General features: G+C 70.6%; 10 protein-coding genes. All 10 read left to right on the forward strand.

Annotated features, from left to right (window positions below):
• The first annotated feature begins 64 nt into the window (after positions 1-64).
• Positions 65-1,510, forward strand: a complete 1,446-nt coding sequence (locus VKT83_13300) for an FAD-dependent oxidoreductase (protein ID HLY23435.1) — start codon at positions 65-67, stop codon at positions 1,508-1,510.
• A gap of 8 nt (positions 1,511-1,518) precedes the next feature.
• Entirely contained in the window at positions 1,519-2,928 is a 1,410-nt protein-coding gene (locus VKT83_13305) for an FAD-dependent oxidoreductase (protein ID HLY23436.1), read from the forward strand.
• 148 nt (positions 2,929-3,076) lie between these two features.
• A complete protein-coding gene (locus VKT83_13310; GenBank protein ID HLY23437.1) occupies positions 3,077-4,471 on the forward strand; it encodes an extracellular solute-binding protein in 1,395 nt (464 codons plus the stop codon).
• An 81-nt stretch (positions 4,472-4,552) separates the two neighbouring features.
• On the forward strand, positions 4,553-5,452 hold the full coding sequence (locus tag VKT83_13315) for a sugar ABC transporter permease (GenBank protein ID HLY23438.1): 900 nt from the start codon (positions 4,553-4,555) through the stop codon (positions 5,450-5,452).
• A complete protein-coding gene (locus VKT83_13320; GenBank protein HLY23439.1) occupies positions 5,452-6,363 on the forward strand; it encodes a carbohydrate ABC transporter permease in 912 nt (303 codons plus the stop codon). Before VKT83_13315 ends, VKT83_13320 begins: the two co-directional genes overlap by 1 nt.
• A gap of 25 nt (positions 6,364-6,388) precedes the next feature.
• Positions 6,389-7,969 (forward strand): ABC transporter substrate-binding protein, encoded by a 1,581-nt coding sequence (locus VKT83_13325; protein ID HLY23440.1) that lies wholly within the window; start codon positions 6,389-6,391, stop codon positions 7,967-7,969.
• 10 nt (positions 7,970-7,979) lie between these two features.
• Positions 7,980-8,804 carry a creatininase family protein gene (locus tag VKT83_13330; protein ID HLY23441.1) on the forward strand — a complete coding sequence of 275 codons (825 nt, stop codon included), beginning with the start codon at positions 7,980-7,982 and terminating at the stop codon, positions 8,802-8,804.
• A 9-nt stretch (positions 8,805-8,813) separates the two neighbouring features.
• A complete protein-coding gene (locus VKT83_13335) occupies positions 8,814-9,773 on the forward strand; it encodes an ABC transporter permease (protein ID HLY23442.1) in 960 nt (319 codons plus the stop codon).
• Positions 9,774-9,798: 25 nt separating this feature from the next.
• On the forward strand, positions 9,799-10,665 hold the full coding sequence (locus tag VKT83_13340) for an ABC transporter permease (protein ID HLY23443.1): 867 nt from the start codon (positions 9,799-9,801) through the stop codon (positions 10,663-10,665).
• A 141-nt stretch (positions 10,666-10,806) separates the two neighbouring features.
• A complete protein-coding gene (locus VKT83_13345) occupies positions 10,807-12,201 on the forward strand; it encodes an FAD-dependent oxidoreductase (GenBank protein ID HLY23444.1) in 1,395 nt (464 codons plus the stop codon).
• The last annotated feature ends 4 nt before the right edge of the window (positions 12,202-12,205 follow it).

Below are 12,205 nucleotides of genomic sequence, written 5' to 3' on the forward strand. Positions count from 1 at the left end.
CGCGCTTCCGTCCCGGCGGCCACGCAGCAGCCGCTGCCGCGTTAGGCGTTGGAGGTGCGGGCTCTTGCCAGCACGGCCTCTGGGTTCGGGACAGGTGGTCGAGGCGGCCCGGGATCTCCCGGTCGCGCACGAGACCGATGTCCTCGTTGTCGGCGGCGGCATCGCCGGCGTCATGGCGGCCCTCGCCGCCGGCCGGACCGGCGCGCGGACGCTCCTCGTCGAGCGTTTCGGCTCCCTCGGCGGTACCGGCACCGCGGCGATGATGAACCTGTTCTACGTGCCGTACGCCGCGTCGCGGGGTCTCGTCCGCGAGCTGTTCGACCGGCTCATCGCCCGGGACGGCGCGATCCCCGGCGAGTTCGTCGTCTACGACCCCGAGCTCTACAAGGTCACAGCTTTGGAGATGCTGGCGGAAGCGGGCGTCCGCGTGCTGCTGCACACGTTCGTCAGCGACGTCGTGATGGACGGTCGCGATCTGCGGGGCATCGTCGCCGAGAACAAGTCCGGGCGCCAGGCGATCCTGAGCCGCATCACCGTGGACGCGAGCGGCGACGCGGACATCGCCGCGCGCGCCGGCGCGCCGTACATCAAGGGGCGCGAGCGGGACGGCAAGATGCGGCCGATGACGCTCATCTTCCGGATGGGCGGCGTGGACGTCCCGCGGCTCGTGGACTACGTGCGCACGCACCCCGAGGACTTTTCGCCCGATCCGCTCCAGTGCATGCTCGATCTCGAGCATCAGATGATCCGCGTCTTCGGCTTCTTCAAGCTCGTCGAGGAGGCGAAGGCGCGCGGCGAGCTGTGGCCGGACTGCTACTACTTCCGCGTCGAGTCGGTCCTGCCGGACCGCGGCGTCCTCACCGTCAACGCGACGCGCGTCTACGGCGTGGACGGGACCAACGCCGAGGACCTGTCCCGCGCGGAGATCGAGACGCGGCACCAGATGATCCAGCTCGCGAACTGGGCGCGCGCGCGCGTGCCGGGCTTCGAGCGTTCGTTCATCCTCGACTCCGCGAACACGATCGGCGTCCGCGAGACGCGCCGCATCCGGGGCGAGTACCTCATGACCGAGGAGGACATCCTCGCCGGGCGGCACTACGACGACGTCGTCGGGGTCGACGCGAACCAGCAGAACCCGCGCCAGCAGGGCGGGCACCCGCCGGACGGGCAGGAAGGCGGGCCGCAGGACGTGGAGGCGCGGGAGCTCGTGGCCCGGATGTTCGTCTACGAGATTCCGTACGGGTGCCTCCTGCCGCGGGAGGTGGACGGCCTGCTCGTCGCCGGCCGCTGCATCTCCGTCGACCACCACGCCGACGTGTACACGCGCAACCAGGGAACGGCGATGGCGACCGGCGTCGCCGCGGGCGTCGCCGGTGCGCTCGCCGCCCGCGCCGGCGTGCCGCCGCGGGCGGCCGACGTCCGCGCGGTGCAGCGCGAGCTGACCCGTCTCGGCGTCGATCTCGAGCTGCTGCGGCGCCTCGGCCCGTCGCCGGCGTCGCTCGAGGTCTGAGGCCCGCGATGCGCGTGCGGCCGGAAGTGGACGTGCTCGTCTGCGGCGGCGGGACGGCCGGCGCCGTCGCCGCGATCGCCTCCGCGCGGACCGGCGCGCGGACCGTCCTCGTCGAACAGTACGGCAGCGTCGGCGGGATGGCCTCGACCGGGATGTCGTTCCTCGGCGTGAGCGACGCCTCGGGCCGCCGCGCGCTCGGCGGAATCGGGGCGGAGCTCCTGGCGCGCCTCGCGGACGCGGGCGCCGCGTTCGAGGACCGCCCCGACAAGCAGGTCGGCTCCGTCACCGTCGCGGATCCGGTCGCGCTTCAGCAGACGCTGTTGGAGATGCTGCTCGACGCCGGCGTGGAGTTTCTGCTCCACACGTTCTGCGTCGACGCGGTGACCGAGGGCCCGCGCGTGCGCGGGATCCTCGCGGCCAACAAGGGCGGTCTCGAGACCGTCCTCGCGCAGGTGGTCGTCGACGCGACCGGAGACGCCGACGTCGCCGCCCGCGCGGGGGGGCGGTTCGTCGTCGGCCGGGCCGACGACGGGTTGACGCAGCCCGTGACCCGGATCTTCCGGGTCTGCGACGTGGACGTCGAGGAGATGCTGGCGTACTTGAAAGCGAACCCCGGCGAGATGGACCTGCCGGAGCGCTGGGACGGCGGAGCGGGGTACACCGCCCAGGATCTCGCCGCGCAGTCGATCGTGATGGACGCCTATCCCTCGCTCGTGGCCGCGGCCCGGCGGGCCGGCGAGCTGTCCGTGCCGCGGGACCGCATCGGCGTCGAGACGGGGCCCGTGCCGGGCGTTGTGACGATCAACGCGACCCGTGTCCACGGCGTCGACGCGACCGATCCGGACGCGTTGAGCCGCGCGGAGATCGAGACGCAGCGCCAGATGTTCGAAATCTTGAAATTCCTCCGGCGGCGCGTGCCCGGGTTCCGCAAGGCCCGGCTGCTCGACTCCGCCTACCAGGTCGGTGTCCGCGAGTCGCGGCACGTCGCCGGCGACTACGTCCTCACCCTCGACGAGGTGCTGTCGGGCGCGGATTTTCCCGATACGGTCGCCCGCGGCGCGTACCCGCTCGATCTGCACGATCTTCGTCCGGGCGCCCAGGTGCTCGGCGCCCGGGTCGGCGGCGGCGGCGTGACGCTGCGGCGCATCGAGTACTCCTACGGGATTCCGCTGCGGTGCCTGCTCCCGGTGGGCCTCGACGGCCTCGTGGTGGCCGGCCGGGCGATCTCCGCGACGCACGAGGCCGCGGGCTCGGTTCGGGGCCAGGGTGTCTGCATGGCGACCGGGCACGCCGCGGGGACGATCGCCGCGATGAGCGCCGCCGCGGGGACGGCGCCGCGCGGGCTCACGGCGCCCGCCGTCCAGAAGACCTTGCGCGCACAGCACGCCGTCCTGGACGCCGCGGTCCCGGCCTCATGACCGGGCCGGGCCGCGCCAAGGGAGGCACGTCGAGGTGGGAAGGGAGGGACACCGCCGCGCGGAGCTGTTGATCGCGTACGCCGCACCACGGCGGGGCCGGATCGGTACGCCGGCCCGCCTAGATCATCAGGGGGAGGGGATCACGCGTATGTTGCGTCAGCCACGATACCGGGTCGCCGCGACCGTGTTTGCGATGTTGCTCGTAGCGGTGCTCGTCACGGGCTCGCTGCCCCAGACGTCGCGCGCTCAGAGCATGACCACGCTTACGTTCCTGGGGCCCGACTTCGACGAGTGGGTCGCGTTCGTCAAGGTGGCGAACGAGATCGGCAAGCCGATGGGTATCCAGATCAAGCCGGAGTACCTGCCTTGGGACAACGTCTTCCAGAAGGCGCTGATCGACTACAAGTCCGGCGTGAAGACGTGGGACTATGTCTACGTCTACAACACTTGGATCCCCGGGCTCGCCGCGGCCAAAGCGGTCATCCCGATTGACGACCTGATGACGACGCCCGCGGCGAAAAAGGCGGTGGCGCCGGAGGACTTCATCAGCCTGACCACAGTCGGCCTCCAGTTCCAGAACAAGCTGTGGGCGATGCCGATGCTGGCCGCCCCGTACATGATGGGGTACCGGACCGACCTGTTCGCCGATCCGACCGAGAAGAAAGCGTTTCAGGCCAAGTACGGCTACCCGCTCGCCGTTCCGCAGACCTATAAGCAGCTGATGGACGTGGCGCAGTTCTTCACGCGCAAGGCCGGCGCGACGCTGATGGGCAAGCCGCTCGACCAGGACTTCTACGGCGTCGTCATGGCGAACAAGAGCGGCGGCTTCCTGTTCCACCGGTACGAGCACATCCTCGTCGCGTTCGGCGGGGACCTGATCTACGACCCCAAGACCATGCAGCCGACGGTGAACTCGCCGCAGAGCATCGCCGCGGCCAAGTACTACGTCGCCCTGCACAAGTACATGGAGCCCGGGAGCGAGTCGCTGACCGGCGGCGGCGCCGAGCGCATCATGGCGTCCGGCCGCGGCGCGATCGCGATGGACGCCCTCGACAACATGCTGTCGGTGCTGCCGGTGGCGAAGCTCTCCAAGATCGTCGGCAAGGTCAGCTACACCCTGCTGCCGACGCAGGTCGCGAGCCGGCCCCACGCCAACGTCGGCGACGCGAACGGCCTCGCGATCTACGCGCTGACCCAGCACAAGGCCGAGGCGTTCAAGCTGGCCACGGCCGTGCTGAACACGCAGGGGACCAAGCAGGTGATGAAGGAGTACCCTGCGCTGATTCCCATGCGCTCGTCGGTGATCAAGGATCCGGAGGTGCGCACGAACTATCCGAACGTGTTCAACGCGATGAGCAGCTTCATCAACGGCAAGCCGTACACGACGTTCATCCCGCCGCTCAAGGAGTGGGTCCAGGCCCAGGATATCTACGAGCAGGCGCTGTCGGCCGCGATGTCGGGCCAGCAGTCCGTGGAGGACGCGCTCAGCGGCGCCCAGGCCAAGGTGGTAGACTTCTTCAAGCGGCAGGGCTACGTTAAGTAACCGCCTAATGCGGCGCCGGAGGGCCGCCGTCCGCCTCACGGCGGGCGGCGGCCTTCCGACCGGCGTCTTTCGGAGCGCGCGATGGGAATGAAGTGGGCGGTCCTCGGCAGCGGGCGGTTCTATTTCTGGTTGATGACGGTGCCCGCCGTGCTCTACGTGGTCGTGTGGCGGCTGGCCCCCGCGGTCTACACGTTGTGGCTCGGCCTGCACACGTACAACATCGTGTACGACAACGCGCCGCGCTGGAACCATCTGGCGAACTTCGTCCAGATCGCGCGCGACGGCGCGCTCCGCCAGTCGCTGGGACTCTCCGCGAAATTCGGCCTCATCGCCACGGCCGCCGAGGTGCTGATCGGACTCGCCGCGGCGATGTTCTTCGACACCGACCCGCCGGGACGGAACCTGCTGCTCGGCGTCTTCCTGCTGCCGATGATCATGGCGCCCGTCGTGGTCGGCACGGCCTGGGGCACGTTGTTCGACCGGACGGTCGGCTACATCCCCTACGTCCTGCACCTGCTGCACGTCCCGCAGCCGGATTGGATGGCGACGCCGGGGACGGCGATGTTCGCCCTGCTGGTCGCGGACGCGTGGGAGTGGACGCCGCTTGTGACGCTCCTGCTGTTCGCGTCGCTGCAGGCCATCCCGCGCGAGCACTTCGAGGCCGCGCGCGTGGACGGCGCCTCGGGATGGCAGCTGTTCCGCCGGATCATCCTCCCGCAGGTCACGGGCATGGTGCTCGTCGCCGCCGGCCTTCGCCTCATGGACGCGTTTCTCGAACTCGACAAGGTGTTCGTCATGACCGGCGGCGGCCCGGGCTCGTCGACACAGTTCGTGAGCATGTTCGTGTACAAGCAGGCGTTCCAGTTCTACGAGCTGGGATACGCGTCGGCCGTGATCACGGTGCTCCTGGCCGTCCTCGGCGCCGCCTACTGGCTCTATCTGCGCAGCTACTACCGGGCCCTCGGGGCGGCGAACCTGTAATGGACGCGCGCGAGCTGGCCCCGCGCGAAGGCGAAGCGGACGTGCTGCTCCGGCCGGCGGCCCGCGCGCGTGCGCGCGTCCGCGACCGCTCGGCGGCCGCCGCCCGCCGCGCCCGCTGGCAGATCGCGGGCATCATCGCGCTGCTGGCCTGGACGCTGCCGCCGTTTCTCTACCTCGTCATGCTGTCCATCAAGCCCGAGCGGATTCTGATCGACCGGTCGGCGCTGTTCTTCGTCCCGACGTTCGAACGGTACACCGACTTTGTCGCGAGCGGCCTGGCGGGGCCGATTTGGACGAGTCTGATCACGTCCACGCTGGGCGCCCTCGGCACCGTCGTGCTGGCCGGCCTCGCGGCAATGACGTTTCGGTTCCTGGATTTCAAGGCCAAGACGGTGCTCTTTCTGCTGATCCTGCTGCCGCGGATGTTCCCGCCCGTGACGACGCTGATTCCCATTCAGCTGACGCTGAAGGCGATGGGCCTCATCGATACCAAGACCGCGCTCGTCATCCTGTTCATCGGGTTCGAGATCCCGCTGGCGATGTGGGTGCTGCACACCTTCCTCGCGGACGTGCCGCGGGAGCTCGCCGAAAGCGCGGCGCTGGACGGCGCTTCGCTCCCGGCGATCGTGCTGAAGATCCTGTTGCCGCTGGCCGGCCCCGGACTGCTCGCCGCCTTCATCCTCGCCTTCATCTTCAACTGGAACGAATTTCTATTTCCCTTGATCGTGACGAGCTTCAACGCGCGCACCGGCTCCGTGGCGATCATGAGCTTCACCGCCGGCTACAAGAAGCTGCAGTGGGGCGCGCTGGCCACGCTCGGCGTGATCATGACGATCCCCGTGGTGCTGTTCGTGCTGGCGTTCCGGCAGTCGCTGGTCCGCGGCTTCACCGCGGGCGCGCTCAAAGGCTGAGACGTCGACGACCCGGAGGGAGACGATGGCGAACGGAGGCACACGCACCGAAGCCGATCCGCGCGGCCTGACCCGGCGGCGGCTGCTCGCGCTCACCGCGGGGGCCGCGGCGGGCGCGGCGCTGCCGGCCGGCGGCCTGTTCGACCGCCGCGTGCTGGCGGCCGCGGAGAAGCGCGGCGGAACCCTGACCGTCGGCGTGAACACCGATCTCGTGTCGCTCGATCCCAACGACATCGTGTTCGCCAACGTGCCGATGTTCTTCCAGGTCTACAACTACTTGGTCAAGTACACCACGACGCTGCAGGCCCGTCCGGACCTCGCCGAGTTCTGGGACGCGGCGAAGGACGGCATGAGCGTCGTGTTCCGCCTCCGCGACGGGGTGCGGACGCATTCCGGCGGCACCTTCGGCGCCGACGCGCTGATCGCCAATTTCCGCCGCACCAAAGACAAGGCCACCGGCGGGGGACTGTTCAGCCGCCTCGGCGACTGGGAAGCCGCCGACCGGCTCGACGCGAGAACGGTGCGGTTCCGGTTCGCCCATCCGCATCCCGACTACCTGGCCCAGATCGCCCGGTGGGGCATGGTGGACCCGGCGTCGTTCGCGACCGTGCGGAACAAGGGCGGCGGGACCGGACCCTTCCGCGTGCAGGAGTGGGTGCCGGGCGACCACGTCACCTTCGCCCGCTTCGACGGCTACTGGCAGCAGGGGCTGCCGCTGCTCGACCGCGTGGTCTGCCGCGTGTTTTCGGATCCGCAGGCGCTCGAGAACGCCTTCCAGGCCGGGACGGTCGACGTCGCGCACACGATCGTCAACAAGGACGTCGCGCGCCTCAGGCAGGCCGGGTTCCAGATCGCGCCCGCGCCGGTGCCGAACGAGTACTACGTGCTCGTCATCAACACGCGCAAGCCGCCGCTCGACAACATCAAGGTCCGTCAGGCGATCCAGCTCCTGGTGGACCGCGCTACGGTGGTGCGCACGGTGCTCGGCGGCGTCGGCCGGCCGGTCGCGCAGATGGTGACGCCCGCCTCGCCGGGCTACGATCCGAAGCTGGACGCCGAGTACGGGTACAATCCGGCGAAGGCGAAGCAGATCCTCGCGTCCGCGGGCATCGGCCGCGGCGTGCGGCTGAACTTCCTCACGTCTACGAGCACCCCGGAGCTGCCGCAGATCGCGCAGATCATCCAGGCGGATCTCCGGCAGGCCGGCCTCGACGCGAACATCACGATCCACGAGCCGGCCCAGTACTTTCCGCCCTACTTCGCCGGCAACTTCGATCTCAGCCTCTCGTTCCTCACGCTGGCGACCATCGATCCGACGGACTTCACCATCAGTTCGGCGTTCCGCACGGACGGGACGAACCCGGCGTGGATCCAGACCGGGCCGCCGCGCGAATACGTCGACGGCCTGCTCGGCCTCAACACGACCTTCGACATGCGGGAGCGGTGGACGCGGCTGCGCGCGGTGATCCGCTACATCCTGGATCAGGCGTGGGCCGTGCCGGTGGCGCTGCGGCTCCCCACCTACGGCCTCGCGAAGCCGGTGGCCGGGTTCGACGTCGATCCGCAGATGCTGATCCAGCTGAAGGGGACCTGGCTGAACCGCTAGGAGGGCGGCGATGCCGGCTGGTCCCGTCAGGGGGGAGACGGACGTGGAGATCCGCTACGAACTGATGCGGCCGCAGGACATCGTCGCCGCGCGCCGGCGGGCGCCGATCGCCTACCTGCCGATCGGCCCGATGGAGTGGCACGGGCCGCACATGGCCGTCGGTATGGACATGCTGCACGCGCACACGATGGCGCTCGAGGCGGCGCGCAAGGCCGGCGGGGTCGTCCTGCCGCCGCTGCCGCTCGGCACCGAGACCTATACGGACGCGGAGCGCCTCCGGCACCGCGGCTTCAGCGGGACCGAGCGCATCTACGGGATGGACTATCCGGGCTTCGCGCTGCCGAGCCTGTACATCGAGGAGAGCGCGTTCGCGCTGATCGTGCGCGAGGTGGTCCGCGGGCTGAAGCGCCAGGAGTTCAAGGTGATCGCGCTCGTGAACGGCCACGGCGCCCAGAACCACCGGAACACGCTCACGCGCGTGGCGACGGAAACGACGGAGCCGGGCCGCGCGACCGTCCTGCTCGCGGGGTACCTCTACGACGGTCGGTACCGCGAGCACGCGGCGATCGGCGAGACGTCGTACCTGCTCGCGTACCATCCCGAGGCCATCGACCTCGCGGCGCTGCCCGCGCTGCCGGAGCCGCTCGGGTACCGGGACTTCGGCATCCTCGATCGCCAGACCGTCGTCGGCGAGCCCACCCCGGACTTTACCGTGGCCGCGGAACACGATCCGCGCCGGGCCACCGCCGAACGGGGCCGCGACGACGTGGCCTACGAGTCCGATCAGATCGCCCGGAGGGTCAGCGAGGCGCTCGCCGCGCTCGAGCGGACGTAGGCGGGGGCCATGGCGGCCGGCGGGCTGGGACGCTACCTGGCGCGGCGGGGCATCGAGGCCGCGTTCACCCTGTTTCTCGCGTCCGTGCTGGTCTTTGCCATGGTGGCCGCGCTGCCGGGGGATCCGGCGCAGGTCATTCTCGGGGACCGCGGCACCCCCGACCAGCTGCGCGCCCTGCGGGCGTATCTCGGCCTGGACCGGCCGCTCCCGCTGCAGTACGGGGGGTGGATCGTCCGGATCGCGCACGGCGATCTCGGGCATTCGCTCATCAACGGCGCGCCGGTGGCCGGGCTCGTCGGGCGCGCCCTGCCGCTGACGCTGCAGCTCTCGCTGTGGGCGTTCGCCGTGGTCGTGCTGATCGCGTTTCCCGCGGGCATGTTCGCGGCCACGCGGCCGCGGTCGCCGCTCGCGGCCGCGCTGCGCTGGTACCACGGATGGGCCCTGGCCGTGCCGGTGTTCTGGCTCGGGGCGATCCTGTCGTGGTACTTCGGCGTAGTCCTGAAATGGCTGCCGCCCTCGGGGTTCGTCGGCCTCGCGGAGAGCCCGTCCGGGTGGGCGCGCAGCCTCGTGCTGCCGGGCGTCACGCTCGGCCTCGGCGTCGGCTCGGTGATGGCGCGCTTCGTGGAGGCGTCGCTCGGCGACGTGCTGTCGAACGACTACGTGCGCACGGCGCGCGCGAAGGGCCTGCCGGGACGTGCGGTGGTGTGGCGGCACGCGCTCGGCAACGCGCTCATTCCGATCGTCACCGTGCTCGGCATCCAGGCCGGGTTCTTCATCGGCGGGGCCGTGATCACGGAGGCCGTGTTTGCGATTCCGGGGCTCGGCAGCATGCTGTGGCGCTCGATCCTGACGCGCGACTATCTGGTGACGCAGTCGGTGATCCTCGTCGGCATCGCGGCGTTCGTCGTGATCAATCTCTGCACTGACGCGCTCTACGGCCTGCTCGATCCGCGGGTGCGGTATCAATGACGGGCGCCGCGTTCCCGGCGCGCCGATGACGGTGTCGGCGAGGGCGCTCGCGGGCAATCACGCCCCTCTCCGCGCCCGGGCGGCGCGGCGCGCGCGGGTCCCGGACGCGGGCGCCGTCTTCCTGATCGCGATCGCGGCCGCGGCCGCCGCCGCTCCGCTCCTCGCGCGGTACGGGCCGACGGACATGAGCAAAGAGACAGTGCTCGCGCTGCCGTCGTGGAGCCACCTCGCGGGCACGGACCAGTTCGGGCGGGACATCCTCAGCCGTCTCTTGTACGGCGCCCGGATCGCGCTCGCGATCGGCGTCGGGTCGACCGCGGTCGCCGCGGTGTGCGGGGTGCCGCTCGGCCTCTGGACGGGCTTCAAAGGCGGCGCCGTGGACGCCGCCGCGATGCGGACCGTGGATACGCTCCTCGCGATCCCCCCGGTGCTGCTCGCGATGGCGCTCGTGGCCGCGGTGGGGCCGGGGTCGGTGAACGCCGGCGTGGCGATCGCGATCGTCGGCCTGCCGCAGTTCGCGCGGATCGCCCGGGCCGGCGTGCTGACGCACCGCGAGATGGAGTACGTGGAGGCGTCGGTCGCCGCGGGCGCGCGCGACGCCCGGATCGTCTTTCGCACCATCCTACCGAACGTGCTCTCGCCGGTGCTGGTCCAGATCCCCATCGGCGTGTCCCGCGCCATCCTGCTCGAGGCGAGCCTGAGCTTTCTCGGCCTCGGGACCCAGCCGCCGCAGCCCTCCTGGGGACTGATGATCAGCGAGAGCCGCGAGTACATGTACGCCGCGCCGTGGTACGGCATCTTCCCGGGCCTCCTGATCGCGTTGACCGTGCTCGCGTTGAACCACGCGGCGGACCGGGTACGGGCCCGCTGGAGCCCTGATCGGGCGCGCTAACGCGGCGCGGGGGTGCGGATTTTGCCAAATCGGTTTGACTACCGGCGCCGCCGTGTCCCATAATTGCGGCGATGCGGCGCGGCGGGGCGCTCGGGCCGCCGGGCCCGCGTCCGGACTGCCGTGCCTGCGGGGGGACGCCGGATGAGATTCTTTGGGCATGCCGACGTGATCGTCGTCGGGGGCGGGACCGCCGGCATCGTCGCGGCGATCGCCAGCGCGCGAAGCGGCGCGCCGACGCTGCTCGTGGAGCAGTCGAGCGGTCTCGGCGGGACGAGTACCAGGGGTCTCATGAACTGCTTCGTGACCTTTCACGACGCCGGAGGCCGCCAGGCCGTTCGCGGCATCGCCCAGGAGATCGTGGACCGGCTGGTCCGGGCGGGCGGCTCGGCCGGGCACACCGCGGATACGATGGGTGAATGCGTGACGCGCGTCCTCTTCGACCCGTTCGTGCTCGGCAACGTGCTGTTCGAGATGGCGGGGGAGGCGGGCGTCGAGCTGCTGCTGCACAGCAGCGTCGTCGACGTGCTGATGGACGGCGACCGGCTGAAGGGGCTGGTGCTGCACAACAAGGGCGGGCTGCAAGTTGCGACGTGCGGTGTGTGCATCGACGCGAGCGGCGACGGGGACGTGGCGGCGGCCGCCGGCGCGCCGTTCGAGAAGGCGGCGCGCGGAGAGCTGCAGCCGATCACGCTGATGTACCGCCTCGGCGGCGTGGACATCGACCGGTGGGCCGATTTCGTCCGCGGGCGGCCGCGGGAGTTCGAGATGACGCGCGTGCCCGACGATCCGCGCGCGGAAGGGCTCGGGATCATGAGCCTGACGTATTTTCAGCCGTTCCGGGACGCGGTGCGGGCCGGGGAGCTGCCCCGCGGAATCTCCGGCGAGCAGGTGTGGCTCTTGTGCGGACGCGAGGAGGCGCGGCAGGGCGTCGTGACGGTCAACGGCACGCGGGTGGAAGGCCTCGACGGGACGAACCCGCGCGAGCTGACCCGCGCCGAGGCGGACGCCCGGCGCCAGGCCGCCGGGCTCAGCGCGTGGCTCCGCGGCCGCATGCCGGGGTTCGAGCAGTGCTACATCTACCAGACCGCGCAGCAGCTCGGCGTGCGCGAGACCCGGCGCATCGTCGGCGACTACATGCTGACTGAAGACGACGTCTTGTCGGCGCGGGCGTTCGAGGACGCGATCGCGAAAGGATCCACCCCCATCGACATCCACGGCGGCGCCGACGCCGGCGGCGAGAACTACTGGATCAAGACCACCGACTTGGGCATTATGGCGTACGATATCCCGTACCGGTGCCTCGTGCCGCGCAACGTGGAGCAGCTGCTCGTCGCGGGCCGGTGCATCTCGACCACCCATAAGGCCCACGGCGCGACGCGCATGCAGCCGGTGTGCATGGCGACCGGGCAGGCCGCCGGCACCGCGGCGGCGCTCGCCGCCGCGCGCGCGGTGCCGCCGCGCGCGATCGACGTCCGCCACCTGCAGGACGCGTTGATCCAGGCCGGCCAGGTGATTCGCGAAGACCAAATGGTGTGAGGCG

Source organism: bacterium, assembly GCA_035308905.1.
Classification (GTDB): domain Bacteria; phylum Sysuimicrobiota; class Sysuimicrobiia; order Sysuimicrobiales; family Segetimicrobiaceae; genus DASSJF01.

Excerpts from the sequence above, each read along its gene's own strand:
- VKT83_13305 (HLY23436.1), top strand. The coding sequence starts at position 1,519 with ATGCGCGTGCGGCCGGAAGTGGACGTGCTCGTCTGCGGCGGCGGGACG.
- VKT83_13330 (HLY23441.1), top strand. The coding sequence starts at position 7,980 with ATGCCGGCTGGTCCCGTCAGGGGGGAGACGGACGTGGAGATCCGCTAC.
- VKT83_13335 (HLY23442.1), top strand. The coding sequence starts at position 8,814 with ATGGCGGCCGGCGGGCTGGGACGCTACCTGGCGCGGCGGGGCATCGAG.
- VKT83_13325 (HLY23440.1), top strand. The coding sequence starts at position 6,389 with ATGGCGAACGGAGGCACACGCACCGAAGCCGATCCGCGCGGCCTGACC.
- VKT83_13315 (HLY23438.1), top strand. The coding sequence starts at position 4,553 with ATGGGAATGAAGTGGGCGGTCCTCGGCAGCGGGCGGTTCTATTTCTGG.
- VKT83_13310 (HLY23437.1), top strand. The coding sequence starts at position 3,077 with ATGTTGCGTCAGCCACGATACCGGGTCGCCGCGACCGTGTTTGCGATG.
- VKT83_13340 (HLY23443.1), top strand. The coding sequence starts at position 9,799 with ATGACGGTGTCGGCGAGGGCGCTCGCGGGCAATCACGCCCCTCTCCGC.
- VKT83_13345 (HLY23444.1), top strand. The coding sequence starts at position 10,807 with ATGAGATTCTTTGGGCATGCCGACGTGATCGTCGTCGGGGGCGGGACC.
- VKT83_13320 (HLY23439.1), top strand. The coding sequence starts at position 5,452 with ATGGACGCGCGCGAGCTGGCCCCGCGCGAAGGCGAAGCGGACGTGCTG.